This is a genomic window from Anaerotruncus sp. 80 (genome assembly GCF_009936115.1).
In the GTDB taxonomy this organism is placed as follows: domain Bacteria; phylum Bacillota; class Clostridia; order Peptostreptococcales; family Anaerovoracaceae; genus Senimuribacter; species Senimuribacter intestinalis.
Genome location: NZ_QWES01000039.1, coordinates 1 through 26,037, shown reverse-complemented (window position 1 = coordinate 26,037; position 26,037 = coordinate 1). Strand labels below are relative to the sequence as shown.

Below are 26,037 nucleotides of genomic sequence, written 5' to 3'. Positions count from 1 at the left end.
CCTAACACTTTTGAGCGAAATAAACTTAACAATTTTCTGATATTCACAATTTTAGTAACAAAAAATCGCCTTTACAATAATTATATCGTTATAAAATTTCATTTTTTCGCTAAAATAAGTCAAGCTAAAATTGCAAATTTTATCACAAATAGGCTATAATTGAATCAAAGGAGGTGGCTGCAGTGCTTTACGAGAAGACAACTTATCTGGACGATTTTCCCATCAATATCAGAATCGCCAGGGTAAACGAATATCCGATTCATTATCATCAGGATGTGGAATTTGTCTACGTTCTGAAAGGTGAAATCTGGCTGAGAAATGGATACTGCAACTATCTTCTAAAAGAAGGAGATATCTTCACCAACAGCGGTCACGAGGTACACGGACTTACCGCCTCAGAAAAGGAAAATATTGTCGCCATTATCCAGGTCAGCAACCGCTTTTTTACGCAGTACTTTCCTACAATGAACAAAGGCTGCTATTTCACCTACGCCAACCGCGACTTGTATCTCCAATTAGATGCGTTGCGTAAGATGCTGCTGCAAATACTGCTGAATTATTCTCAGAAGAGGTTCAACTATAAAAATCAATGCACCTATATGATGATCGATGTCATTAAATACTTGAATGAAAATTTCAATCTTTTCACTTTCGAAGATCAAGTCATCGTCAATTTTAAAAGCGACAACCCCGTCATCATAGAGCGAATCAGCCGCATCATCAATTATATCTACGAAAATCATGCGGATAAGATTACGTTGGAAAAATTGTCTGAAGTCGAGCACTTAAGTACCGACTATATTTCGCATCTGATTAAAGATTATGTCGGTATCACATTTCGCGAACTGCTTTCCCTAGCTCGAGTTGAGCTGTCGGAAATTTTGTTATTAGAAACGACGAAAACCATCAGCGCAATCGGAAAGGATGCCGGTTTTTCCACAACCTATTACTACGAAAAGTTTTTCGAAAAATGGTTCGGTCATTCACCGCAGATACACAGAGAGCAAAATCTCCCTCTCGTTCTCAGTGAACATCGACCTGCCAAGGTTGACCTATTATCTGATAATGACGCTGTCAATATAACAAAGCGCTGCCTTTCTGCCGTCAGCGGACAGGAAAACAACGCCTCTATCGTAAATCATATGCAGTTAAATGTTCAAATTGACCTGGACAGCCCTTCCATCATGTCCATCGATCATAAGCTGAATATCGTCATCACCCCAGAGGATATCCAATTTATGGAAGACATGCTATTTCCCATACTGCGGGAACTTAAGCCTGCAAAGATCAGCTTGGCTGTCAAAGATACAGATCCGATTTCCGAAATATGCAGACTGAAAGCGATATTAGAAAAATACTGCGATACCGCAAATATTCTGGTGCAAAACAAGCTGACATTTGATTCTGCCTTCGGCTATGATTCCATCGCAGCATATATCCACCTATCCAAAAAATATTTTCTCTCAAAGGAAGCCTTCGTCCAATGCAAGCTGCGCGACCAGGGAGACATCGAAACGATCTTGAAAGGCGCTCCCTCTTGTCTCACTTCAGGGCTGATTCGCAAGCCTTCTTTCTATGCCTATCAGCAGCTTTCTACGGTCAAAGGGGACCTGATCTCCTGGAGCAAATATCACTCTGTTGTAAAAACCACACTGCAGGATAGTTATGCCTATGTCCTGACTGCTTTCAACTATAATGATGAGATGGAAAATTTATGCCAGCGAAATGCAACCATTCATGAAACCAATGAAATCATCAGTGCCTTTGTCGATGAACTCAGTCTGGATTTCAACCTTTCCCTTCCATCAGGAAAATATACAGTGATCAGATTTTCTCTGACTAATGAAAATTCCATCTTCAGCTATATGGCTCAGCTGGGCTTTCCCAAGCAGAGTCCTCTGGGAAATCATTGGCATCAGCTGCTATGTACGCAGCCTTATACCTCCACCCATGCAGCGCAGGTGGACACTTCCTTGAACCTCAATTTCACCCTCAAAGGTGCAGGCGTGCAGATTGCTGTGGTACAGCCACTTTGAAGCGGGCTGTGTTTTCTGCACTTCTAGGAGGTATTGTAAAAATAGCCAAAAAGAGAGATATGGCTGGTCATTTCCCTATACCGGCTTATATCTCTCTTTTAAGATTACATAAAACGAATTGTCGCAGTAGCTATAGCCTCACTACATAAATTTCATCACCAAATCATTCAGCTCAGAAACAATCTTTTGATTCCCTAATTTTCTTGCCATAGGCATAAAAAGGTTAAGCGTTTCTCGCGCTCTCCTTTCAATTTGGTTCTGTGTTAAAAATTCAATGGTTCTCATATTGTGAAGCCGCTCTGCTAATTTTATCAGCAGCACATCTGAGTCCGTTTTGTCGCATATGCTTTCACAGTCGTTAACCCTTCTCACTAAGTCCCATACATCTTTTGGAAGTTCCTTTTCCAGGTACTGCACCTTGCCCGCTGTCTTCTTCAATACATCACAGAACATGCCTCCATAAATCAGCTTCTCTTCGGCTTCTAAGTCTGCCAGTAAAATCGCCACATGCAGTGGATGGGTGATGTATTCGACACCGGAATATCTTTTCATACCGTCATAAGACCGACAACTCAGCATAAACATTTTCTCCAGTTCTTTGTAACTATAATCAATTTCCTTTTCATTCATCGTCTCTGTTAAAATTTCTATTAACTGCTCTTTTGTTACGGTTTGACTTATGTTCTTACATGTGATCATTTTCGTTTCCCCTTCTCCTTTTTCTAACACTAATCCTAGTTTTATTGCCTTTAGAAGCGATGGCGCAAAACCATATTCTTGCTTAAATGCTCTCGCAAAACTGTTTGGCGATTCCCAGCCATACTCACAAGCGGCATCAATAATTTTCTTTCCATTAAGAATTTCCTCTGCCGCTTTATACAAACGCCTTTTCCGTACATATTCCATAACGGTACATCGCATTTCTTCTTGAAACAGTCTGGAAAAATGATATGCGGAATAACCTGCGTGTTCTGCAATTGCCACCAGACTTAGCGGTTCCTTTAAATTTCTTTCAATATATTGCAGGCAGCAGTTTAATATCTTGCGGTTCATTTTCTATAGCAGCCTCCTTTCGCTCTAAATTGTTTTATAATCTGTTTTAAGGATATCAAAGTTCCGTAACAAAAGCCTAACATTTTTTGCGGTTTTTATTTTCTCTTGCAATAAAACATAGAGACAGTCACCTGCCTCTATGTTTTTCTTTCTTTTTTTGCTGTTTCAATGCGAACTGCCGCTTTTCCTCAGCTTCCTTCTGAGCCCGACTTTGCTGCTTACGCTCTGCCTTCATCTGCTCATGCTGCAGCTTTAAAGCCTGCTGAGATTTTGTTCCGACACCCCGACTCTGCATCTGTTTGTGTGCTTCCCTTTGTAGTCTCTTTGGATTGCGGCTGGTCTTTTTTATCGCCGTCTCCACAGCCGGACTGAATCGCAGCTGATCGTAATTCTTTAGCACAAACTCGTATACTTCGCAGCTTTTCGGCTCCGCGCCGAAGGTCACTTTGCACACCGACAGCCTGTTCCTATCTATGCGCTCAAAGACGCCCACCCAAAAGGGTTCCTCAAAGAATACAGTCAGTTTTCCCGATACCTTGTCCATAAAAGTTCCTCCTTAAAATGTTTTATGCACAAAGAACGGACGACCCAAGGAGGGAGGGTTACTTACACTCTGCAGGAGTGCGGCCGGACTACCTATCACAAATATCATAAGCAATCTTAAAATATCGCTCTTTTGTCCATTTATCCTTATCTCCCACGATGTAAAGCCGTTGTTTTGCTCTTGTAACTGCTACATTCAAAATATTGGGACGACTGCCTGCCCAAGCGTTTGCACCCTCACCACTCTCGCTGTATTGCCCATGGAAAAGAGGATACTTTGAAACTTTTACTATCCCCCGGGGTATACTTAAATTCATCTCTTTCCCTTCCGCTTTATTACTGCTGCTTTAAGAATTTCTCAGCATATCCAACAACTGTGCCTGTCCATTCATTATAAATTCCCGCACGTAAGTTTCATTAATTACTGCTTCAAGCAGCTGTGCATCTGTTTCCGCAAAGACCCGCAAAATCATTTCCTCTGTTACGATTGGAATTTCACCATTCTGAACCATTTCGCCAAGCAGTTTCCTTGCGCCCGGATTTTCATCTACAAACTCACGGAAGAATCGAATCAGTCCATCAGTGCTGCGCGTAACATCCTTACTGTATCCTCTGGAAATCAATGCAATATTATTATCATAGTTCGGCGCCATTTTTAAAATTTTACCGGTAACCTGTTCTCTCAGCAGACCAAAATTCTTTGTGTGGCGATCCATGTTAAAGCAAAGCGTGTCCAGCCATAGGATTTTCAGGTAGTCCGCTCTCAAATCAGAACCCATCTCGCACAACTGGTCATAACATCTGCTGTAATCGTCATCATCACCCATAAAACCGTCAGCAGTTTCAAAGTTCACTTTAGCACCCTCTGTAAAGTCTTTGGTTCTGATATAATCTCCGTCCATCTCATAATACGCCATAGAAAAATCCATCGCTATGCCCAGCCTGTAGATGAACAGCTCTGAAAAGTATTCCTGAATTGTGCCTGCTTTGTAAAGCCACCAAACGCCATCCTTTTGCCGCCAGCACTTTTCATAACTGCCTATATTAGTAAGTTCCGGCGTTCTGGAAGGTTTCAGCGAAAAGCTATCAGGATCACCACAGAGGGCAAGTCCATCGAAATAATTTTCTTTAAAGCAAATATCCGCGTAATTCAGCGACTGATCCGCAGGACAAATCCAATAGGTATCCGTGATCGTTGCACCGTTGACCGACAGCGCCGTCTCCGCATCATCAGCTGTGCGCAAGCGAAGTACTTTTTTCAGAAGGCGTGAATTTGCCCTATGCGTGTCGATTGCACGGCTTGCCAGCCAACCCTCTATGTTCCTTGTCCTTTTTAAATAAAGCGGCAGCAAGGCATCGTCAGCCGCAACAATCTCTCCATTTTCAATTGTGGCGATTCTTCTATCCTCTGACATCAGATAACCTGATAATGATTTCAAGCAGTTCGCCTCCCTTCCAATTGATTTGATATTATTATACTTCACAAAATGCCACTGTGCAATGTGTAAAACACCTCTTTTATAGCAGCCTTTTTATCTGACGAAGTGTACTTTTTCGATGTTACCCTCCAATCATTTCCATAGCGGCAATCATTCTCAATTTTTCGGGCTCAATCAAATCCTTGCCGTAACCATCTATAAAACGCTCCGTGTACTGGGCCGTCCCAAGATTATAGTTCAGAGTCCAGATTCCCCAAAGTACATCAATGTGCCGGTCTCCAATGCCGCCGCAGTCAAGGTCAATATACCCTGAAAACTCCCAATTGTTCAGGATAATATTGGGCAGGCAATAATCCCCATGAATCAGAACCTCTTTCTTTAAAAGGGGCATGCCCTCCTCGGCAGCGCGTCTTGCATCTTCAAAGGAGTCAAACTGCCAAATTCCCTTGAACAAATCCGGCTCAAAACTTTTTCCGTCAAGTCCACACTTTACGGCCTCCATATACGTCGTAATTCTATTCTGCACCGGACAGCCTTTCCCGTCCGTTTCATGCAGTCTTCGAAGCTGCAGCGCCATAGTATCGCAAAGCCTTTCAGGCTCTGACAAATAATCCGGATGAGTACAATCCTCGCCCTGCACCCGCCGGCTCAGAAGGTAATCCCTTCCATGAAACGTATCATAATACAGCACCTCTTCAGACAGCTTCAAAGAGTGCATATACGCTGTCATCTGCGCCTCTGTCTTCAGCGTTCCTGCCGCAGACTCTTTCAGAAAATAGCCGTCGTCCCTATCGATAAAAATCACCTTCGCCTGAGGTGAACAGCTGCTGTCGTAAAGCGCAGCATCCTTCATGTAATTTGTCACTGCTTCAGGATATACTTCGATGTCCAGTTTTATCGGGTTTCGTTTCATATATACCTCCGGTTTGATTATCTGTTCAATACGTCAAAGTTCTGTCTCTCTTACCATTCCGTTAGACTTTGGCTGTCCGAAAAGGAAAATTTCATTTTGATTTGCCACACTCTAAAACGAACAGTTCTTTAATTTTTTATTTTAAATCCAACTACCGAAGCTTTTTCCTATTTGTCTCAATATACAAATATAGTTTTTCCATCAAATTTTCCTCTTCTGCGTCATAATAACGCATATCCTCTTTTTCAAAATCAATTCCTCGCATGGTCATCTCTTCCAGAACATCCTCAATTTGACGCATACTGCTTGGTATTTTTTGTGTAGGAAACTTTTCCTGTACATCATCTAACAACTGCACCATGCTCACAGCACCCATAGCCAGCAGGGCTTTTCGCACTTGATTAAAGCGCTGGCAGTGATGCGTCAAATAAAAATCAAAGCCCCCTGAATTCACTTCGCCGCTCAGAGTGATTACGTCATAGATATTTCTCTCCCATTGGTTCAAATGTGAGAGATTGTCCCCGTATCTAGTTCTTTCATCTAAATGTTCAGATAATGCAATAATCATTTTGTCTTCTGGTAATTTTAATATATCCCCAATAAGCATTGTGCATTGCTCAATAGGTTTTGGCTGATTTGGCTTTTCAGACATTTCAATCTGTTCCTCAACCAAATAGCAATACGCTTCCCAAACATCAGTCAGGCCGCGAGACGCAATCGCTTCCTCATAATTCTCGGCAGTTTCCGTGCAGAGTTTTAACAGATACTCTTTTCCCTCCTGAATTTCACCATGTTCGATATAATATTGTCCCGCTAGAAGGTATAACGTTATCTCATCAGAAATATCATCAAAATCTTTCATTGCTGCCTTAATGAAAGCCATGCCCTCTTCCTTTTTGCCTTCACGAAATAATTCTTCCCCAGTATTTGAAAACAGCGTACTTATGCTAAAATTCTCATGATACTTGTGAGCAACAACATGAAGTCCTTTTTCATAACTCCACAAATCAAAATCTTTTTCATACTTCATTTTTAGCTTTTCCAGTTCCTTCTTACACTGCACAGCTTCCTCTTGGGCTTTTCTGATTAGTCTCGTACACAGTTCCTCAGAAACAAATGCCGTTGCTATTTCTTTTGTTAAATTGCAGTCTTCCTCTAATGCATCATTAATAGCCACCATTGCCAGATTAATGGATTTTCTCAAGTCCTTCAAACTATATTGGGTACCATCGCCACCTTTCACCAAGGTTTCCGAAATTTGCAAAGCCTCTATTTTATTACTAAACTCGAGGTACTCTTGTGTATCCCTGATTAAATTTTCCAACTGAGCTCTACAGTATGCGATACTCTCTGCAATCTGTTTGAGGGCAACTTCTATGTCTTTCTTTTTATATTTTTTCATTTTATTATATCTTCCCGTTCAAATGCGCTTGTAATCTTTCCTCAAATTTCCCGACATGTATGCCGTCAACAAAAGAATGATGTGCCTGCACCGATATCCGCACGTCCTTCTTTTCCGTAAGGATTCTCAAAATCATTTCTCAATCAGGTCCTCTATTGTACATCCAAGTGTTTTTGCAAGTTTATACACCGTATCCACACTTGCCTTATTAATGTTTTTATTCCTCTGCTCATACATTTGGATAGAACGCAGCGTAACACCGGCACGCTCCGCTAACTCTGCCTGCGTAAGTCCATAAATTGTACGAATCCGTTTCAGATTGGTTTCAAAATAATACTCTTTCATTCGTACATTTACAATATCAGCGAATTTCGTTACATCCGCCTCATGAAGGGTATCGTACATTTTCTGCAAGTCCTCAAAGGTATTAACGCTAAAGATTTCGCTGTATCTTCTGCCAGAAGCCCATTGGTAGTAGGCAACTGCCCATCCAATCCAATACTCCTTTGAACGTCCAAAACGTTCCTGCGGGGCCTTTTGAAGTTCCTGTCCCTTTGTTTCCAGGACAACCTCTCTTGCGATTTCTATGCCGCTTTTCCCCGTGAGACAAGCAGGCTCTCCATTTTCCATTCTCTTGCTGACAGAACTTACAATAAACAGATTCACAAAATCATTTCCGTTAATGCTGCAAGTGTTTACTGCATAATCAAAGGCGTCGCCAAGTACTGACTGGGCATTACTTAGATATATTTCTCGGTATGCGTGGGTCATCGTTTTTAATGCCTCCTCTCATAATATCCTGAATATAAAGTCCGTCCTTTTCTTTCTCAAGCATTTCTAAATATAGCTGATTTGCCTCATCATTTCTTGCTTTGCGAAGGACATAATATTGATCTTTTTCAGCGGCGCTGAATCCTTTATACATCAAATTAGAAAAGGCTAATCTTGATTTGATAACAACCTGCTCGCCTAACTTTCCAAGCTGCATAGCGTAAGCAAGCTGCTCTACCGTGAGCCCATTATTAAGAAAAAGCTGCGCATAATCAAAGTAAGAATCATCTGCACGATATCCAATAATCATATCAAATGCATTTACATTAATGCCAAAGTTCTCAATCAAATATTTCTTTGCCCGACCAGCTACAGGCGTTTTAATAGGAAACAAACGATGCTCTACCAAAACAGCAATCCAGTTTAGTATTGTATAATCGGGACTGTTCAAATTTAAAATGTTCAAGTATTCAGTGTCCAGTATATATTGATTTGCAAAGCCATCATGGAGAGAAGATACAGCCCACTCCTTGGCAAGTTCCTCGCTTGCGGTGCAATAGAAGCCCTGTCCAAAGTCGTTATTCTTTCTTCCTTCGCCAAAAACCGGCTGTTCTACAATTTTAGCAGAGCCGTGGTATAACGTAATTAGTTTACTCATTTTCCTATCCTCCATTTGCCCTGCTTGAATTATATCACCAAAGTGATGTTCATTCAATTGCTTTTCTGTTTTTATATCATTTTAGTGATATAATCGAGGAAAAGGATGTTCTCACTATCGTGTGAGTACAAAGAAGCCCCCATTCACCTAGGAAAAGGGGCTTTATTGGAGCTGCGAAAAATCTCGTTCTTCTTTTTCACGTTTTAGTTCTTGTTTTTCTGTTTATGATTTTCTATTCATGATTTCCCATGTAATTTAGTTTTTAAAAGGTTTTTCTCAAATGTTCCGGTAATATTCTGTCGATTTCATCTGATGTAAAAAAATGTTTCTCTTCATTTTTGAGGGCCTTCTCTGCTGCCTTATAACTCTTTGCGTCAGTTGCCGGTACTAATTTATAAATTTCTGCTGTTCGGGTTTGCAATTCATCACGCATTTCTCTAATTTCCTGTTCGCTCAGCGTGTCTAAGTCGGTCAGTAACGACACGTACTTTTCCCGTGTCACCCACAAATCATCTGCAGCTGTACGATGCTTTCTAATATCATCAGCCAGATTAAAATCCTTAATATACAGGTTTAAGCCCAGCAATGCGGTTGAAGCAATTCCACTGACCCAGACCAATACACTTTGATTAGATATTGCCGATGTCAAAATTCCACCAGTGGTTACAGCAGAAAAAACGATCTGCCAGTATCTGATATGCTTATTTCTATTTACAAGGCGTTCCGCCTGTTTTAAATGTGCTGTATAGGTATATACAAGACGACCGTAAGCTTCACGGATTTGGGTTTCTAATGCGTCCTTATGATTTTGACTCATCTAAATTTACCCCTTCTGTCTTTTGAATTTCTCCTACTATATCATGCAGCACAGTCTGCAAACGTGCCAAAATTTCTACATCACAATATACCGATACACGTCATCTCGCAAGGGGGACTTCTAGTTCATAGTGAATCCAGATACTACGATTGATAGTATGAACAGCTTGGCGGTGATACAGTCCCACTGGCAGATACTATTCTAAATTGAATCGTACATAACGCATACAAAATCAAGATAGAAAGTACTGACTCAACCAAAGACATCTCTATAGGAAAATCTATGGTCAGGACAAAAATTTGAGCGAATAGCAGCGGTGACTCTGCCTAGTCCCTTTCTTAACTTGTTTCAATATAACGTTTTACAATACTTTCTTTGAATTTGTTGCTAAACATAACAACAGATTAGTAATGCTCCCAATTTAGAAATAGCCTGATTGCAGTTCTTGCTTCAATACTTTTATAATCTCACCTGCAATTTCATAAATATCTCTTCGTTCCTTTTTAATATACTTAATATCCCTCAAAAACACAGGGAGCTCTTTTGTACTGATTTCATCATCCAGCACCATAAACACTTTTCCATTTTCTTCAACCAATTTTTTGATAAATGCCGTCATTTCGAACTTGCACCAACTTGACGCAAGAAAATTCTTTGTAATCCAAAAAAGCACGCTACTTGAGTTATCAATTCCCTCTTGTACACTGTTTGTAATAGATTCACTTACTGGACAGGAATCTCTTGTCCGTTTAAAAATGGTACCAATTTCTCCACATCGCCTTTATCCTTTGATGAATGACTAATAAATATCTGTTTCTCTTTTCCGAAAGGACGCATAATATACCCTCTTTCAATAACGGTGAATGTTGGTAAGAGCCTCATATGTGGTCGGGTCAAAGTACCCTTCGTGATTAAACTTATCAATACCCATATCTCTTAATCCTCCTGTTCGATAACTGGTAAGATGCCTTCATTCTTCAAAAGGTCATAAAGGAAAAGTCTGCCCTTCTGAGTCCAGTAGGTATGCATCACACTTCTGCTCTCATCGATTGCGTAGGTACGGGACTGTGTGTATCCACACTCTGCATAGTGCTGATATAAAAGCCAGGTCTTTCTGAACTTGTACTGGACCCTAAGTTCGTGAAGAAGTTCATTGAACTTGCGACCGCTCATACCGTAGTCCTTTGCAATCTGTGTAATAGGAACTGTATTCTTGTTCTGTAAAATAAGGTCATAGTAGCTTGCCTTTGGCTGGAGTTCTGCAATCTGCTGACGCTGAACAAGTGCCAGACATTCAAGCTGCTTTCTTCTCTCACGCTCTTCCTTAAGCTGTGTGAGTGCTGCAATCGCAAGATCAAGATTTTCCAAGATTTCATCGATGGCGTACATTCCATGCTTACGGATAGCCGGAAAAACTTCTGATGTAACCCAATGCTTGAACTTCTTCGCATTCGGCATCTTGCTTGAAAGGATAAGACTGTAAAGTCCAGACTCATTGATGATGATGGTCTCCTTATCCTGGTTACCATCAAAGATCATGACCTTGTGTCTGTCCTCTTCATCTACATGGCGGTTGATATCTCGACTACCATTCTGGTACCCGAGAATGTCTGCTACATCCTTGCCGACAAACATAACCTCACCGTTTACAGTTGCTGTTCTTACAGAGCCAAACTCTGTGCTGTTGAATACTTGTAATTCCATACGAATTACCTCCTTAAATAAAATTTCTCGGAGGGGATTCCCCTGTTAGGGGAAATGGCCGCAAGGACAAAGGAGTTGCCGTTCCTGCCAAGGAATCACCCTCTTACCTGGTAGCCTTGGGAGAAGGGTTAAAAGGACGTTTTTGAAAAAGCTTTTTTTAATTTGTTGATTGCACGTCTGTAACGATGACTGACAGTGTTGGCATCCTCGCCGATTGATGCTGCATACTCGCCAACAGTGTACCCGTCAAGTGCAATAGCAATGACCATATCTGCCACTGCAGGTTTAAGAAGACTTCTCAAAGTTTCACAGCACTCTTCGTATTCAAGCTGGTTATGTACTCCGTCAATAGAACCGTCAAAGACTGACTTATCAGCTGCTCTGTACATGATTGCTTCTTCTGCGTTGACCTCAATTGTTCCGTCCTTGCTCTTCATATAAGCATTGCCAGTATGACGGTCATGCTTGTGCCAGCTGTTGTAGTCGGGTCTGTTGAATCTCTCCTCGATTACATCCTGGATTCTCTGTTCGTAGTCTTCCTGACTCTCATCTTCTGAAATGGAGATATTAAGCCATCTCTCCAATTCCACGTTTTCGACCTCAAGGGTCTGGTACTCGTTCTCGTAACGAATCTTGATTTTCATAATGTTCCTGCCTTTCTGCCTGGTTCTCAGCAGAAGAGCAATGGGAACAAATAAAGGTTGGTGCTTGTAGAAGTACCGACCCATGAAGCCTGAAAAAGGGCATAAGGAAATAAGGGTACCTCTATCACACCTTCCACAGGTTGTCCTGTGGTTGATGTCGATATCTGCATCCCAATGCCCTTATAGCTAATCAGGCCTTGTGATATTAATTACTGAGTGACGTTCTCACCTTATATAACGATCTTGATTTCGTTAACCGGGATCACATCAGAGTTATTGCTTAACTCTGTAATAAGTATAATCAACGGCAAAAAGTAATTGAAGATAGTAATTTTTAACATAACTTTTATAGAATAGTAATGTTATAAGTATTGTGTTTTAGGTAGCAATCAAGTATAATTAGCATATTAGATATAATTTACAATTACTATTTTTAGGCAAAAAATAAAGCCATGACATATGCCATGACTTTCCGACCATAGAAAGGAGCCAAAAATGCCCCAGATTAAAGAAAATTTTTTTGAAAATATTTTATTTAGGTTTGAAAGTTGCAGCTGCGACTGCGTTGAAGATATAGAACACGTTGCTCCAGGAGCAGCGCCTATCAGTAAATTCAAATTGCAGGCTATGCCGGAACAGCCTATTCTTTTTGGATATGCAGCTAAAGATGGATTAGTCCGTATTGCACCTAACGGAACAATCGAAGAAAGAAACATTCTCGGTACTCTGATGTCTCTTGCTAATAAACCCACCAAGGAACTCGTATCCTTCTTGAAAGGAAATGGTTTCCTATTTCCAGTTTGTGCAGGTGCTTATGAAGAATTTGACGAGGTATCTTTATACGGAATAATCAACAGACTGAAAATGACCGTTGAGTTAATGACGGCTGCAAACGAGATCAAAAAGAATTATAAGAAGATTTGCGACTTGACGATTTCTTTACTGTTCTCTGAGGATCTCACAATAAAAACCGACTCAATGAAAGACTCATACTCCAGCTGTCATCTCAAATATGTAGATACACTTATGAATCCACCTGCTCAATTATCTTACGGCAGACAGCAAGAATCATTTGATGGAGATACTTATAATATCACTGATTGTGTATACGGTTCTTATGCTCTGAACATCCAAGACTACAATAATATTATTGGTGGCTACTCTTCTGTACCAGGATATCAAAATGGATTCTATCAAAATATTACTTCGATGTTTGTTAATTATGAAAAGCAGGATATGACCAAGAAAATCTCTGACTTCCTCTTCCATTTCCTTTATGAAATGAACGGAGACAGTTCCGGGGAGTTCTCTGATGAAATGAAAACAGCACTAATTGAAATCGCAAAGTACATCATCGGAGAAGAAATCAACGCTAACCTTGATGGTATCCATCCTGTTTATAATTCAGAAACAATGGCCCCTTCATGGAAAGTAGATTCACTTCTTTGTGCAGCTTACTTCTCCATCTTCTATTTGAAACCAGACCTTGAATTGTATCGTCCTTGTGATAATCCTAGATGCGGCCGTTACTTCCTTGTAAAAACTACTTCAACAAGGAATCGTTTCTGCAGCCAGAAATGTTGCAATAGAGTCACGCAAGACCGCTACCGAAAAAGAAAAAGAGAAAAAGAAGGCTTATAAGAAAAGAACCTCTGTCTGCAATCATCTGCAAACAGAGGTTTTATAATATTTATCAGTTTTTTATTTTTCATCTACACCGTATGGGACTGTGTCTTCAGCAGCCATTGATACCACTGGGATCGGTGTATATGGTTTTTCCTTTGTTACTGGTGCCTCTCCAGTAGATTTTATTTCATCTCTCCCCAGAACTGCCTCGATACATTCAGCAAGAGCAACCTTCTCCTTCATCGGCTTGCCGGAATAATGATACATAAGATATCTTGTATCCATAACAATTCCCTGGATTCGTTCATAATGTTTCTTGTTGTATCTCCAGTCACCGACTGCCTCACCAATGTTTCCAACAACTGATGTAAATTTGAAATGGTTCTTGACCATGTTGTACGGCATAATAAATGCATTAAATAGTGAGTCTGTGTCTACACCTTTATATTTTTCCAGATACTCACCATATGTAATCTGCTTATTGATTGATGTGCCATTAGGAAGATCATTAGGAATGCCTGTCCAACCATACTTATAGCACTTGGCATCAAGGATGTAATACTTGCCATTGTAAATCATAATGGTATCCGGCATCAAAGGTCTCTTTTCCTTGTACTTGCCGTAATCAAGCAGCCATCTTGAACGAGGAAAATACTTTTCCTTATCTTTTTCTCCGAATGCCCTATCAATAAGTTTCTCCCACACATGGTCGAAATCATCAGTACCAAAGTAGAACTGCTTATCAGAAGTCTGCTCATCCATATACTCAAGCATATCTTTCATGCCACGGAATAAAGATTTTTTCTTATCATCGTTTGTCGTAGCAAGCTTATTTTGAACTATCCTAATTGACGTCTTTACATCTGGGTGTGGTCCTGGTTCTTCCGGCTTAGACGGAACATACAACCATCCGAGTCTCTTAAATGCCTCATAAACACAGAAACGGTTTATCTGAGTTATTTCCTTTGTATCGTTTGGTGTCGAGGAACGAACCTCAAATTGAGTAAACACAAACGAACTTACACCGTTTCTACTCTGCACAAGGGGCATCTGTTTTCTTGCGGTTCTCGCCCAGTCCTGCTTTCCAGTTGGTGCCGTGATATATACCTGTTCTTTCTCAACATAATATGTACCACCGATCGAAAAATAGTATTCGATGACACTCTTATATGCATTAATAGGAAAGTCGACTGTCTGTGGTGCTGCAAACTTATTGATAGCAAGTAAACGGTCATCCTTTGTTGTAAACTCAGACAGCACTTGTATCAGATGCTTAATGTCTGTTCTGATTTCAGCATCGGTTTTCGGCAGTTCGTATCCGATAGGGAAATAGACCATAGCATTATCGGAATCAGCTTTGATACCTACAAAACGGTCACCTTCTTCATTGCTGTTAATATGACAATGATTTTTGATATCATATTCCATGATTGAATTTAACGCTGAGCCTAAATCCATCTATCCTCACCACCTTACTCTTCTTCTGCTCCAGTAAACGCACTCTTCACATTGTCTTTGAAAACCTTAAATCGATCTAATCCCTTGGCATACATAAATGCATGGATTACCTGTTCAAGGCTCTGATACTCTGTAACCTCAAAGATTACTTCTCGGTTAAACTTGAATGCATCATCCCATAGATACTTGATTACCTTTTCAGGGAACTTTCTGTTCTGTCTCATAGCATCACGGATAACAGCAATCTGTGTCTTCTCTTCTGGTGTAAGAGTTCCTTTGCTTTCTTCCTTACGAAGTGTATCGTATTCCTTCAAATCACCCATCTCATCGTTGAACTTAAGGTCACGAAGATGAACGAAGTATGCCCCAAGTCTCTTATCTTCAGCAGAAGTCATTCTTGCACTGTTTCCAACAACAACCTTATTAATCTCAACACAGAAGTTTCTCCATGTAACTGTAGTATCTAGGATTTCTGCATTTGCAAGTGTCGGGTCAACATTTTCAAAATCATTCTCTATAAGACGCATATCCCATCTTCGCTGGAATGCTGTATCTAATGTGAAAACATTCTGATCTGATGTATTCATTGTACCAATAATAGAAAGGTTTGATGGAATACGAACCTTTTCAGTCTTTCTATCCTTACCATACATCTCTTCAGCAATACTCATATTAGTGATACCATACTCACTAGTTCCAATCGGATATCCATCATCAATATCACAGATTTCAACTTTACGGTCAAGAAGCTGGAATACCTCACCGAAGATAGCCGGAGCATTACCACGGTTAATTTCTTCGATGATAAGAATATACTCTGTTCCTGGATTCTGATATGCCTCACGAAGAATATTTGTGAAAGGTCCTGGAGTGAATTTATAACTTACCTGTCCATCCTCAGCAACTGCTGGAAGAATCTGTCCGATAAAATCCGAATAAGTATAGTCAGGATGGAATACCAGTCTTTCTACAACACTTCCTGGCTTACAATACTCATGTTCGATAGTCCAGCTTTTACCAGAACCCGGAACACCATAAAGAAGGACATTTTCTCCTGTTGTTAATCTATCGATTTCAGAATCATCATTAGATACTTCTTCTACGACTACAGTTTCTACGTGTTCATTCATGTTTCTTAATCTGTCATCATGAATCCAATCTGTATTACTTAAATAAAAATACAATAACTCCTTACGAAAGGCACACGCATATTCAGTTCCTTTTAATTGTTGAGCAAAACCGTTCAACATTGCATTGCTAATGGTTTCATTCTTTATTTGCTTTGAGATAGTATTCTTTGCATTTGAATGTTTAACCTTAAATGTGCAAAGTATGGATTCTCCACTATCATCAGTAATAATTCCTAAAAGAAGTCCTTTTTCTCCTTGAAGAATTTTCTCTTCTATATAGTTGTTTGATGCACCTTTTATCTGGATTCTTTGTTCGTAATCAAGATTTTCTCGGCCACCAAAAGTTAATTCTTTAGCACAGACAAAGTAAGTTCCGTGTTTCTGTGTTCTAATCTCAAACAGTTCACTTGTATTACTATTTTCAATTACAACTACATTTTCATCATATATACTAAATAATGATTGTAGTTTTTCTTTCACTATTGATCAACCTCACTTTTCTCAAAATACTGTTTCATAATACTTGATGCAACCAATGCTGCCATATCAACAGGCACTGCATTACCCACCTGTCTCCACTGCTCTCTAAAATCTCCATACAATTCATAATCATCAGCGAAAGTCTGAATCCTTTTTATTTCATTGATTCTCAAAAATCTATTAGTCCAGTGAAACGGTCCCATATTATTAGAAAAACTAGCCTGAATAGTCCAAGAAGGTCTATCTGGCGAGAGTTTCAACAAAAATGACCAGTATCTTGATCTCCATTTAAATATAGGATTAGGATAGCCTCTCTCTTCAGTGAAATACAAGTAATTATCCCCTGGAGGAACTAACTTGAGTAAATCTTTGTGCTTTGAACCCGCTTGCATCTGTTCATCCTCTGGTAAAGGATAGTCTAAATCACCGATAGCATCTCTGCAGGTAACCCAAGGTTTTCTTCCAGCAACTCCATCTGGATATTTTTCAGGACTATAATGCGTTTCCTCAGGGAATACAAACTTATCGGCAAAGTCTCTCCTTACACCAACACAAATAAATCTTTCTCGGGTCTGAGGAATACCATAATCCGCGGTATTAACAACCTTGTATGTTATCTCATAATCGAATTCTTCTGCCTTACTTTTCAGCAAATCAAATGCGGCTTTATGTGGCTTATATACAAATCCAAAAACATTTTCAAAGAAAAACACCTTCGGTCTTATCTCATCTAATGCTCTGAAATATTCATAGAGCGTAAAAGAATTTTCATCTTCTAATGCTCTTTTTTTATCAGTACGATAAAAACGTGATTTCGAGTAAGCAGGGCAAGGTGGTCCCCCAACAAGAATATCAATGTCCGATTTTTTCATATCTATTTTGGCAAGGCATTCATCGTAGTTAATCTTTCTTATGTCATCACATACAACTAGCTTACCAACTTTATTCTTCTCTAATGTATCACAAGCTGGCTTCCAAAAATCTGTCGAAAAGCATATATCAAATCCTGCTTTTTTGAATCCACAGTCGATACCGCCACCGCCTGAGAAAATACTTAATACGTTTGGCATTATTCTAAACTCTCCTTTACGAATTCTATCATTGCTTTTCCCATAAGACATGGCACTGCATTACCTATTTGCTTTTGAACAGATCTTCTATTTCCACAAAACTTATAGTTTTGTGGAAATGTCTGAATTGCTGCGACTTCAGGTGTTCTTAATCTTCTATTGTCCCAATGGAAAGGTCCTACCCAAGGTCCTGGTTGAGCACAAACTGTCCAAGACGGCTGATCAGGAGATAGCTTTAATAAGAAATTCCAAAATCTTTTATCTGCAACAAATTTAGGATTAGGATGACCCGCCCAAGCGGTCAACGCCTTATAATTCATTCCTGGAGGTACTTCACATAAATCATCATGATATGTACCACCTGCTGTCATTTCATACTCTTCAAAATACTCAGGTCCATCATATCCTGAGATAGCCTCACCAACATTAACATAAGGTAATAAACCATCTTTTTCACAATTTTTTGGATCACCATGAGTTTTCTTCGGCTCATCAGTCTTAAACTCGCCTTTTGTTCCTAAAATAAACAGTCTCTTCCTTTTTTGTGGAACGCCATATTCTAATGCATTTGCACGTACAATCTTATACTTATAACCACTCTCTTCTATTATTTCGATGAACTTATCTACTATTACCTTATTTGTTGGATGCATCAAACTCTCAACATTCTCGAACACAAATCCGTCTGGTTGCAAATCGGTAACCACTCTTAAGTATTCATTTACTAAAGTCGCACGAGGATCGTTGATACCCCTTCTCACCTGATTAGTTACCCAATACCCTGCTTTTGAAAACGGCTGACATGGTGCTCCACCGATTACTATAAACTTATCTGGATTCTTTTTTTCAACTATTTTTTTGAACACGTCACTTTCGATTTGATGAAGGTCTCCTTCAAATATTTCTGTTTCTCCAAAATAATCCTCATTTGCTTTTAATGTCTGAATGCAATCAGAATCAAAATCTGTGCTTGATATAACAGGAACTCCGGCCATGCAACTAGCAATGTCCAATCCGCCCGCACCTGAAAACAAGCTAACCGAAACAATGTTTTTCTTCATACATTTAATCTCCTTTACATGGCACTTTTTCCGCTTTTGACCCATTCGTCTAATTCGGATTTTTTAAATTTCCACTGTTTTCCTATCTTGCGAGCAGGAAGTGTAGAATCTTTTTTATCCACCCGCGTAATGTAACTGTTTTAATTCCTAGATATTCAGCAGCTTCATCTATATTTATCCAATTATCATTATATTTTTGCCCCACAGTTTTTCCTCCTATAGTTCTCACATCGCAAAACACCAATTTATATTATAATCAACTTTGATGATATTTTCAATATATTTGATGATATTTATTGATACGTTCACACATAATTTACTTTTATCATTTCTGTCTACCCAACCTCAAATCAATACTTTTGTCTATCCAACTATAAAAGCATCAAGGTTTTATGCGTTTTTTCAGGTATATTTCGTGGTCTGATCTTCAGTTCAAAAACCCTAGAAAAAGCCTTATATTTCAAGCATTTTCACACTATCGATTATGTGCTTTAGTCAACAGAACCACACACTCAACATGAGATTGTTAGGCTATTTTCAGAATTAGGGTAAAAGGTTCAAAAAAGCCTTTGTTTTCGATGCTTTTGCTATATTTGATGTGTATTTCAAATAAGCTTATATTTTGCTGAAAGTATGCTATTTATAGTGTTCTACCAGTAATTCTTCAAATCTCTCCGCAGGATAAAAATAATCCGTCTTGCCGTTAATCTTATCAGTTACCAAATACTTTTTGTTGATTTGTCTGTTCAGCTTTATTGTCTGCAAGACATTATTTTCGATAAAATTATATAAGTAATATCCATCTTCAAGATATATGCTTTGAAAACGATTCATAGTTGAGATAATTCTTCGGTCTGTAAGTTTAGAAAAACACACTAAGGGATGCTCCTCAAAGAATCGTTCCAACAGAACTGTCATTTTCTTATCATCTGAATATATATCCAACATATATCTTGCAATAGAATCTCCTATAAGCTCTACCTCTGCTTTTTTTACATCTACAAGCACAATTGTAAATTTGCTTGCAAAATTACAAACTTGAATACATTTACGATGATCAAAGTAAAACAACTTTGCTCCCCACTCTAATAATGGATTTCCCTTTTCTCGCTTATATACATCTAAAACAATTGGTCGCATAATCGGGTTCTGAAATTCTTCCGGCATTTTAAATCCATATCTGTCCACCGTTTGTTTTGTTGCATATACTATCATAAATTTTAACTCCTATTTTTTCTCTTTGAACTATACTTTGTACTCTTACGATGAGTATTTCCGTGTTCATCTGTTTCAACATTACTTCGTTGCTTACAAGTTTTCTGAACAGCATCAAACATCTCTTTTGAAATGATTGCCGGATGAGAATTGTTTAACTTATAAATCTGACCTTTTTCGCCATCCACATTCACTACTGCAATACCTATATACTTTTCATTACTCAGCATTTCTTCTATTGAACGTTTAGGCCAGTTATCTTTTCCTGTAGGAGATTTAATACCTCTCTCTTTAAGTTCTTTGACGATACCTAATATGCTTTTACCACCAAGATACAAATCAAAAATCAGTCTAACGATTACTGCCTGTTCTTCATTGATTACTAGATCACCATTTTCGTCCTTATCATAGCCATAGCATTTTCTCCGATAAAAACCTAAGTTTCCGTTAGCAACTCTTTGTTTGATGCCCCATTTGATGTTCGCACTTCGTGTTTCGTTCTCTGCCTGAGTGCAGGCTTCAATTGTTGATATCAATAAAGAACTTCCTACCGTTAATGTATCCAGTTCTTCCTGTCTGAAAATAATACGCACATCTGCTTCTTTTAAAGTATTGATTGCATCAAGTACTTCAACAGTATCTCTTCCAAGTCTACTAATATTCTTTACGACAACTATATCTGTAAGGCCAGCCTTACATTCTTCTATCATCTGATGAAACGCAGGACGCACAGAACCTTTTTTAGAAGATGCAATATCTATATGGATATCGACAAGTTTCCAGTTGTTATGCCCGGATACAAATCCAACCAGACCAGAAATCTGTGCCTTTAAACTTTTCAGCTGTTCCATACTGTTAGAACTCACACGAGCATAGATGACAACGCATCTCATTGGCTCACTTGTCTTTGCCGGTATCACTCTTACCTTACCTGGCATAACTACCACTCCTTTCTAAATAGGCTACTTATTTATAAATACATTCTATATGATTATTATCCTATTCTCAGCCTTGCTTTAATCTATATTAGGAATAAACATTTTTATCTACCCAACCTATTCTCAATACTTCTGTCTATTCAACTATAAAAAATTGTAGGATTTACGGTACTTTTCAGCTATTTTTCAGCACTTGCTTTTTCGCAATCGAAACACCGAAAAAGCCTTATATTTCGAGCATTTTTACACTATCAATTATGTACTTTAGTCAACAGAACCACACACTCAACGTGCACGCCCCAAGGGAACATATCCACAGGCGCGCCCTTCTCAAACCGATACCCATGCTCGCCCAGATATTTCACATCTCGTGCCAGGGTCGCCGGGTCGCAGGACACATAGACGATTCGCTCAGGCTCCACAGAAACCACAGTTTCCAGCAACGTTTCATCACAGCCGGCACGGGGCGGATCCAAAATCACCACATCGGCTTTTTCCACCCGAAGTCCGGCATCGTCCGCCGCAGCGCCTTCGCCCGAGACCAGCTTCGGCAGTTCTTCTTCGGCACGGCCGCACACATATCTGGCATTGACGATGTGATTGATGACCGCATTGCGGTTGGCATCGAGGACGGCGCCTTTGACCGACTCGATACCGATGACGCGACCCACTTTGTCATAATCCAGCACGCCATCGTGGCGCGCCATATAAGCCTCTTCCATCTGCCGCGCTGCGAAAAGCCCGATGGTGCCCACGCCGCAGTAAAGATCCAGCACCGTCTCCTCGCCGGAAAGACCGGCATATTCCATGGCCTTGGCGTAGAGCCTCTCCATCTGCACCGGGTTCACCTGATAAAAAGAATGAGGTGAAATTTCAAAGACCAGACCGCCCACTTCCTCATTGATGACAGGTTTTCCGGCAAGGGTAATCAACTCCTCCCCCATGACACTGCCCGGCATCGCGCCGTTTTTACCTTTGCAGACGCTGATGACCACGCTCTCCAAGCTGTATTCCACGCCGTCATCGGATACCGGCAGTTCATAAATGGCATCATCCAGCATTTCCACCAGCTTGGCAGCATTAGGAATCCCTTTGCCGTTGATGACCAGCACCACCATCACCTCGCCGGTGCCACGGGCAGTTTTCACCACCAGATGGCGCATTAAACCCTTTTCCCACTTGGGGTCGTAAGCCGTAATATGGTCGCTTTCCATAAACTGACGCAAAGCCTCCGCCGCTGCCATAGCAGGCGCTGACTGAATCAGACAGTCGTAGCAGTCCACTACCTCGTGGCTCTTTGCACGATAAAAACCCACCGCCGGCTCGCCCAAATTCTCCACGATACCGCCTTTGCGGGTGATAATGCCGCCGGTCCAAACAGGCATAGAAGCCTTGTTCCGATAGCGAAAAGGCTCCTCCATGCCGATAATCGACTCCATCTCTGGCTCCAAAATTCCGCCCAGCCGTACCAGCTTATCGCGCACCTGCTTTTCCTTGAGTGCAAGCTGCGCCTCATAGGAAAGACTGCTGTAAGGGCAGCCGCCGCACTGACTGCTATATTCGCACATTGGCGTAATCCTGTCCGGTGACGGCTCCACTAGGCGAAGCAGCTTTCCGAAGGCGTAGTTCTTCTTTACCTTAGTAAGCTCCACTTCTGCAAGATCGCCGACCACAGCGCCCTTTACAAAGATCGCAAAGCCATTACTTCTTCCGAGCCCCTGCCCTTCGTTTGTCATGTCCTCTATTTTGATTTGAACGATTTGTCCTTTTTCCATCTTTTTTACCTTTCTTGCTCTTTGCGGAAGAACCCTTGCCGGACTTTTCCGCCTTACGCTTTTCCTTTACACCTCGCGCAGATTTTTCGCCTCGACGCTTTTTTTCGCCCGATTCATTGTCACCTTTTCTTTTATCATTACGGTGACTTTTTTCTCGCAAACGCCGTTTTTCTGAAGGTTCCTGCTCTGACTCCGGTTCAATTTCTCCCAGATTCATGCGCAAAAAGGCTGCCGCCACTTCCAGCGGATCCAGCCCGTCGTCTACACATCGCTTATATACGATTTTCATATATGGAGTCAGGTCTTTGCCCTCACAATATTCCACAGCATCCGACACCGATTTGTACGCTTTGACAGTCAAAGCACTTGCGGCCGTCGGCATATCCTTTTCCTTAATCTTTGTATTGCAGTAATCCTCCAGGGAGCGAATTTTGTACTTCTCCCGCGGCGTAATCAGGGAAATCGCCTTCCCTTTTCTGCCTGCGCGGCCGGTTCTGCCGATTCGGTGCACATAGTACTCCATATCCTGAGGCATGTCGTAGTTAAATACCATATCCACATCGTCCACATCAATGCCCCTTGCCGCAACATCCGTCGCCAGCAAAAGCTCCAGCTTTCCGCTTCTGAAAAGGGTCATGACCCGGTCTCTCTGATGCTGAGATAAATCCCCGTGCAAAGCCTCTGCCGAGTAGCCTTTTCCCTTCAAAATCAAAGTCAATTGGTCGACTTTCCGCTTAGTATTGCAGAAGATCAGCGCCCGCTTCGGTGACATATAGTCCAGAAGCCTGCAGAGAGACGTATCCTTTTCCCTTCCTTTTACCACATAATAGGTCTGCTTGACGAGAGGAATGGTCATTTCCTCCTGTGGCACGTGAATGTGCAGCGCATTCTGTTGATACTTTCCGGTGATTTCCAGAATTTCATCGGGCATGGTGGCGGAAAACAGCGCAGTCTGCCGCTCCTCCGAAATAGACTCGCAGATAGTCTCGATGTCCTCGCGAAATCCCATGTTCAGCATTTCGTCCGCTTCGTCAAGTACCAGCATCTGCAAAGCATCCAGCTTCAAAGTACCTCTACGCATGTGATCCATCACACGCCCCGGCGTGCCAACTACGATGGAAAGTTTTCCGCGGAGAAGGCGGAACTGCTTCTCAATATCCTGTCCGCCGTAAATAGCGCCGATTTTCACACCGGGCACATGCTTTGCCATTTTCTTCAGTTCTTCCGAGGCCTGAATGGCGAGTTCTCTAGTTGGACAGAGAATCAGTCCCTGCACACCGCTAGCTTTGCTGCGAAGGTTTTCTATCATAGGGATACCGAAAGCAGCCGTTTTGCCGGTTCCAGTCTGCGCCTGCCCGATGATGTCCTTTCCTTCCAGAAGCACCGGAATCGCCATCTCCTGAATCGGTGTCATTTCAACAAAACCCATCTCATCCAGGCCTTTCAGTATCCTCTTATCAATCTGTGATTCGTTGTAATTCATTTAATTCTCTCTTTCTTTTCTCGTTAATAAAAGTATACCATACCTTCCGCCGAAAAGACAGGATTAATGCCGGAAAACACAACAAAATCAAGGCTGTCGCAGTGATATGCTCCCTTCTAGGTAGACAAGTGAAAAAATAAAAACTTGTTATCTGGAAGGGAGCATTAGTATGTCTAGAAAAATATCAGCAGAAGAGAAAATTACAGCCGTAAGAATCTATCTTGATGGCAAATCAAGTCAAAGACAGCTGGCTAAAATGTATGGGGTTGCGCAGAGCTCTATTCAACAATGGATTCGTAACTATGAGGCGATGGGTACTGCAGCATTTTTAACAAAAGGATATAAAAAATATTCCAAGGAACTTAAACAGCGGGCAGTTGAGGATTATCTGTCTGGGAAAGGTTCACAGGATGATATCTGTAAAAAATATGAGATTCGTTCAAAAAGTAAACTCCAAAAGTGGATAAAGCTGTATAATAGTGGTGGGATTCTAAAGTTACCCGGAACAGGAGGCTTTGTCATCATGACAAAAGGACGAAAAACAACATTTGATGAACGCATTGAAATCGTGCAGTATTGTATTGCGCACAAGCGAAATTATGCACAAACCGCTGAAAAGTACAAAATATCCTATCAGCAGGCTCGCAGCTACATCATCAAATATGAAGAGCGGGGCGTAGAAGGACTTCGGGATGGTCGCGGTCATCGCAAATCCGAAGATGAACTAAGCGAACTGGAAAAGCTGCGTGCAGAAAACCGGCTTTTAAGAGCAGAGAAAAAGCGTGCTGAAATGGAGATATCATTCTTAAAAAAACTCGAGGAAATAGAGAGGAGGCGGGGCTAAGCCTGGTGCGGCACCAGGCCATATATCAGGCAATCGAAGAAGAACACAAAGCCCATCATTATCCGGTAAGAGCATTATGCGAAATTGGTCAGGTATCCCATGCAGGATACTACAAGTGGCTGAACAGACAGATACCAAAAGAGGAACTACGAAACAGGCAGATTGCGGAAACGATAGAACAAATCCATACGGAAAGTCCCGACAAAGGATATCGAAGAATCAGAGATGAGCTTCAGCGTTACCACCGGATTGATGTAAACGATAAGCGAGTCCTGCGAATCTGCCGCAAGCTGAATATCAAGTCAACCATCAAGTATACGAATCAAGGCTGCACCAGACAGGCAAAGAACCCACAATATATTGCAGAAAACCTTTTGAACAGGCAGTTCAAGGCAGAAATGCCAAATCAAAAATGGCTGACTGATGTTACAGAATTTAAATACTATGAAGGAATTACAAAAAAGAAAGTGTATCTCAGCGCAATCTTAGATCTGTATGACCGGCGCATTGTAGCCTATGTCATCAGTGATTCCAATAACAATGCTTTAGTTTTTGACACCTTTAATGAGGCGGTAAGCAAAAATCCTAGTGCCCACCCACTGTTTCACAGTGACAGAGGATTTCAATATACGAATCGAGTCTTCCATGCAAAACTGGAAGCGGCGGGAATGAAGCAAAGTATGTCCAGAGTGGCAAAGTGTATTGATAATGGTCCAATGGAAGGATTCTGGGGCATTTTGAAACGTGAGCGGTATTATGGGAGAAAATTTACTAATAGAGAGAGTCTGGTGGGAATGATAGAAAACTATATTGAGTACTACAACAACAAGCGTTTGCAGAGAAACCTGGGAGTTTTAACCCCAATGGAAAAACATCGGTTATATCTGCAGGCCGCATAAAAATACCAGTCGGAAAACACTTCCGACTGGTCAGAAAATTTTATTTTTTTAATTGTCTACTTGACGGGTAGCAGTTCA

24 protein-coding genes and 1 pseudogene are annotated in these 26,037 nt (G+C 40.8%); 4 read left to right on the top strand and 21 right to left on the bottom strand.

Translation table 11 applies throughout. The features are described 5' to 3' along the window. Positions 1–182: 182 nt before the first annotated feature. The gene (locus tag D1155_RS14565; protein WP_160203143.1) at positions 183–2,036 is read left to right on the top strand and encodes an AraC family transcriptional regulator; all 1,854 of its coding nucleotides are present in this window, start codon (positions 183–185) and stop codon (positions 2,034–2,036) included. A gap of 141 nt (positions 2,037–2,177) precedes the next feature. Here the strand turns inward: D1155_RS14565 and D1155_RS14560 are convergent, their stop codons facing one another. From D1155_RS14560 to D1155_RS14500, 12 genes are all read right to left on the bottom strand, one after another. Continuing rightward, on the bottom strand, positions 2,178–3,089 hold the full coding sequence (locus tag D1155_RS14560; protein ID WP_160203142.1) for an HD domain-containing protein: 912 nt from the start codon (positions 3,087–3,089) through the stop codon (positions 2,178–2,180). Positions 3,090–3,216: 127 nt separating this feature from the next. Further along, a complete protein-coding gene (locus D1155_RS14555) occupies positions 3,217–3,633 on the bottom strand; it encodes a YjdF family protein (protein ID WP_160203141.1) in 417 nt (138 codons plus the stop codon). 88 nt (positions 3,634–3,721) lie between these two features. Next, on the bottom strand, positions 3,722–3,949 hold the full coding sequence (locus D1155_RS14550; RefSeq protein ID WP_160203140.1) for a hypothetical protein: 228 nt from the start codon (positions 3,947–3,949) through the stop codon (positions 3,722–3,724). A 30-nt stretch (positions 3,950–3,979) separates the two neighbouring features. Next, on the bottom strand, positions 3,980–5,071 hold the full coding sequence (locus D1155_RS14545) for a HipA domain-containing protein (protein WP_160203139.1): 1,092 nt from the start codon (positions 5,069–5,071) through the stop codon (positions 3,980–3,982). 121 nt (positions 5,072–5,192) lie between these two features. Further along, positions 5,193–5,984, bottom strand: a complete 792-nt coding sequence (locus D1155_RS14540; RefSeq protein ID WP_160203138.1) for a phosphotransferase — start codon at positions 5,982–5,984, stop codon at positions 5,193–5,195. A 151-nt stretch (positions 5,985–6,135) separates the two neighbouring features. After that, positions 6,136–7,386 carry a DUF4375 domain-containing protein gene (locus D1155_RS14535; protein WP_160203137.1) on the bottom strand — a complete coding sequence of 417 codons (1,251 nt, stop codon included), beginning with the start codon at positions 7,384–7,386 and terminating at the stop codon, positions 6,136–6,138. Between the two features lie 132 nt (positions 7,387–7,518). Further along, a complete protein-coding gene (locus tag D1155_RS14525) occupies positions 7,519–8,157 on the bottom strand; it encodes a helix-turn-helix transcriptional regulator (protein WP_160203136.1) in 639 nt (212 codons plus the stop codon). Beyond that, positions 8,123–8,815 (bottom strand): DUF3990 domain-containing protein, encoded by a 693-nt coding sequence (locus D1155_RS14520; RefSeq protein WP_160203135.1) that lies wholly within the window; start codon positions 8,813–8,815, stop codon positions 8,123–8,125. The genes D1155_RS14525 and D1155_RS14520 overlap by 35 nt, the downstream gene beginning before the upstream one ends. A 262-nt stretch (positions 8,816–9,077) precedes the next feature. Continuing rightward, entirely contained in the window at positions 9,078–9,632 is a 555-nt protein-coding gene (locus D1155_RS14515) for an SLATT domain-containing protein (RefSeq protein ID WP_160203134.1), read from the bottom strand. A gap of 421 nt (positions 9,633–10,053) precedes the next feature. After that, positions 10,054–10,389, bottom strand: a complete 336-nt coding sequence (locus tag D1155_RS14510; protein ID WP_347561006.1) for a TIR domain-containing protein — start codon at positions 10,387–10,389, stop codon at positions 10,054–10,056. A 179-nt stretch (positions 10,390–10,568) separates the two neighbouring features. Then, positions 10,569–11,336, bottom strand: coding sequence for a phage antirepressor KilAC domain-containing protein (locus D1155_RS14505; RefSeq protein WP_160203133.1), 768 nt, complete (start codon positions 11,334–11,336; stop codon positions 10,569–10,571). A gap of 128 nt (positions 11,337–11,464) precedes the next feature. Next, on the bottom strand, positions 11,465–11,980 hold the full coding sequence (locus tag D1155_RS14500; protein WP_160203132.1) for an ECF-type sigma factor: 516 nt from the start codon (positions 11,978–11,980) through the stop codon (positions 11,465–11,467). A 495-nt stretch (positions 11,981–12,475) separates the two neighbouring features. Here D1155_RS14500 and D1155_RS14495 point away from each other — a divergent pair, with 495 nt between their 5' ends. Continuing rightward, complete coding sequence (locus D1155_RS14495; RefSeq protein WP_160203131.1) at positions 12,476–13,621, top strand: CGNR zinc finger domain-containing protein; 1,146 nt, start codon at positions 12,476–12,478, stop codon at positions 13,619–13,621. A gap of 60 nt (positions 13,622–13,681) precedes the next feature. Here the strand turns inward: D1155_RS14495 and D1155_RS14490 are convergent, their stop codons facing one another. The 9 genes and pseudogenes from D1155_RS14490 to D1155_RS14450 all read right to left on the bottom strand — a co-directional run bounded on the left by D1155_RS14490 (position 13,682) and on the right by D1155_RS14450 (position 24,216). Further along, entirely contained in the window at positions 13,682–15,064 is a 1,383-nt protein-coding gene (locus D1155_RS14490; protein ID WP_160203130.1) for an LlaJI family restriction endonuclease, read from the bottom strand. 14 nt (positions 15,065–15,078) lie between these two features. Next, positions 15,079–16,674 (bottom strand): AAA family ATPase, encoded by a 1,596-nt coding sequence (locus D1155_RS14485; protein WP_347561005.1) that lies wholly within the window; start codon positions 16,672–16,674, stop codon positions 15,079–15,081. After that, positions 16,674–17,744 (bottom strand): DNA cytosine methyltransferase, encoded by a 1,071-nt coding sequence (locus tag D1155_RS14480; RefSeq protein ID WP_160203129.1) that lies wholly within the window; start codon positions 17,742–17,744, stop codon positions 16,674–16,676. Before D1155_RS14480 ends, D1155_RS14485 begins: the two co-directional genes overlap by 1 nt. Next, complete coding sequence (locus tag D1155_RS14475) at positions 17,744–18,805, bottom strand: DNA cytosine methyltransferase (protein ID WP_160203128.1); 1,062 nt, start codon at positions 18,803–18,805, stop codon at positions 17,744–17,746. Before D1155_RS14475 ends, D1155_RS14480 begins: the two co-directional genes overlap by 1 nt. A 14-nt stretch (positions 18,806–18,819) precedes the next feature. After that, positions 18,820–19,010 (bottom strand): annotated as a pseudogene (locus D1155_RS14470) (helix-turn-helix domain-containing protein). Positions 19,011–19,441: 431 nt separating this feature from the next. Next, positions 19,442–20,020, bottom strand: a complete 579-nt coding sequence (locus tag D1155_RS14465; RefSeq protein WP_160203127.1) for a hypothetical protein — start codon at positions 20,018–20,020, stop codon at positions 19,442–19,444. 5 nt (positions 20,021–20,025) lie between these two features. After that, complete coding sequence (locus D1155_RS14460) at positions 20,026–20,913, bottom strand: recombinase family protein (protein WP_279261915.1); 888 nt, start codon at positions 20,911–20,913, stop codon at positions 20,026–20,028. A 296-nt stretch (positions 20,914–21,209) separates the two neighbouring features. Further along, positions 21,210–22,733: a 23S rRNA (uracil(1939)-C(5))-methyltransferase RlmD gene (gene rlmD / locus D1155_RS14455; RefSeq protein ID WP_160203125.1), complete on the bottom strand. Its 1,524-nt coding sequence runs from the start codon at positions 22,731–22,733 to the stop codon at positions 21,210–21,212. After that, the gene (locus tag D1155_RS14450) at positions 22,660–24,216 is read right to left on the bottom strand and encodes a DEAD/DEAH box helicase (protein WP_160203124.1); all 1,557 of its coding nucleotides are present in this window, start codon (positions 24,214–24,216) and stop codon (positions 22,660–22,662) included. Before D1155_RS14450 ends, rlmD begins: the two co-directional genes overlap by 74 nt. Positions 24,217–24,385: 169 nt before the next feature. On the opposite strand from D1155_RS14450, the gene D1155_RS15635 reads away from it, so the two are divergent. Continuing rightward, on the top strand, positions 24,386–25,060 hold the full coding sequence (locus tag D1155_RS15635) for a helix-turn-helix domain-containing protein (RefSeq protein ID WP_201759609.1): 675 nt from the start codon (positions 24,386–24,388) through the stop codon (positions 25,058–25,060). 5 nt (positions 25,061–25,065) lie between these two features. Beyond that, positions 25,066–25,959 (top strand): IS3 family transposase, encoded by an 894-nt coding sequence (locus D1155_RS15630; protein ID WP_347561004.1) that lies wholly within the window; start codon positions 25,066–25,068, stop codon positions 25,957–25,959. Positions 25,960–26,037: the final 78 nt, after the last annotated feature.

What these genes read in the sequence shown, in the direction of transcription:
- D1155_RS14560 (WP_160203142.1), bottom strand. Translation starts at nt 3,089, where the DNA reads ATGAACCGCAAGATATTAAACTGCTGCCTGCAATATATTGAAAGAAAT.
- D1155_RS14555 (WP_160203141.1), bottom strand. Translation starts at nt 3,633, where the DNA reads ATGGACAAGGTATCGGGAAAACTGACTGTATTCTTTGAGGAACCCTTT.
- D1155_RS14550 (WP_160203140.1), bottom strand. Translation starts at nt 3,949, where the DNA reads ATGAATTTAAGTATACCCCGGGGGATAGTAAAAGTTTCAAAGTATCCT.
- D1155_RS14540 (WP_160203138.1), bottom strand. Translation starts at nt 5,984, where the DNA reads ATGAAACGAAACCCGATAAAACTGGACATCGAAGTATATCCTGAAGCA.
- D1155_RS14535 (WP_160203137.1), bottom strand. Translation starts at nt 7,386, where the DNA reads ATGAAAAAATATAAAAAGAAAGACATAGAAGTTGCCCTCAAACAGATT.
- D1155_RS14525 (WP_160203136.1), bottom strand. Translation starts at nt 8,157, where the DNA reads ATGACCCACGCATACCGAGAAATATATCTAAGTAATGCCCAGTCAGTA.
- D1155_RS14520 (WP_160203135.1), bottom strand. Translation starts at nt 8,815, where the DNA reads ATGAGTAAACTAATTACGTTATACCACGGCTCTGCTAAAATTGTAGAA.
- D1155_RS14515 (WP_160203134.1), bottom strand. Translation starts at nt 9,632, where the DNA reads ATGAGTCAAAATCATAAGGACGCATTAGAAACCCAAATCCGTGAAGCT.
- D1155_RS14505 (WP_160203133.1), bottom strand. Translation starts at nt 11,336, where the DNA reads ATGGAATTACAAGTATTCAACAGCACAGAGTTTGGCTCTGTAAGAACA.
- D1155_RS14500 (WP_160203132.1), bottom strand. Translation starts at nt 11,980, where the DNA reads ATGAAAATCAAGATTCGTTACGAGAACGAGTACCAGACCCTTGAGGTC.
- D1155_RS14495 (WP_160203131.1), top strand. Translation starts at nt 12,476, where the DNA reads ATGCCCCAGATTAAAGAAAATTTTTTTGAAAATATTTTATTTAGGTTT.
- D1155_RS14490 (WP_160203130.1), bottom strand. Translation starts at nt 15,064, where the DNA reads ATGGATTTAGGCTCAGCGTTAAATTCAATCATGGAATATGATATCAAA.
- D1155_RS14480 (WP_160203129.1), bottom strand. Translation starts at nt 17,744, where the DNA reads ATGCCAAACGTATTAAGTATTTTCTCAGGCGGTGGCGGTATCGACTGT.
- D1155_RS14475 (WP_160203128.1), bottom strand. Translation starts at nt 18,805, where the DNA reads ATGAAGAAAAACATTGTTTCGGTTAGCTTGTTTTCAGGTGCGGGCGGA.
- D1155_RS14465 (WP_160203127.1), bottom strand. Translation starts at nt 20,020, where the DNA reads ATGATAGTATATGCAACAAAACAAACGGTGGACAGATATGGATTTAAA.
- D1155_RS14460 (WP_279261915.1), bottom strand. Translation starts at nt 20,913, where the DNA reads ATGAGATGCGTTGTCATCTATGCTCGTGTGAGTTCTAACAGTATGGAA.
- rlmD (WP_160203125.1), bottom strand. Translation starts at nt 22,733, where the DNA reads ATGGAAAAAGGACAAATCGTTCAAATCAAAATAGAGGACATGACAAAC.
- D1155_RS14450 (WP_160203124.1), bottom strand. Translation starts at nt 24,216, where the DNA reads ATGAATTACAACGAATCACAGATTGATAAGAGGATACTGAAAGGCCTG.
- D1155_RS15635 (WP_201759609.1), top strand. Translation starts at nt 24,386, where the DNA reads ATGTCTAGAAAAATATCAGCAGAAGAGAAAATTACAGCCGTAAGAATC.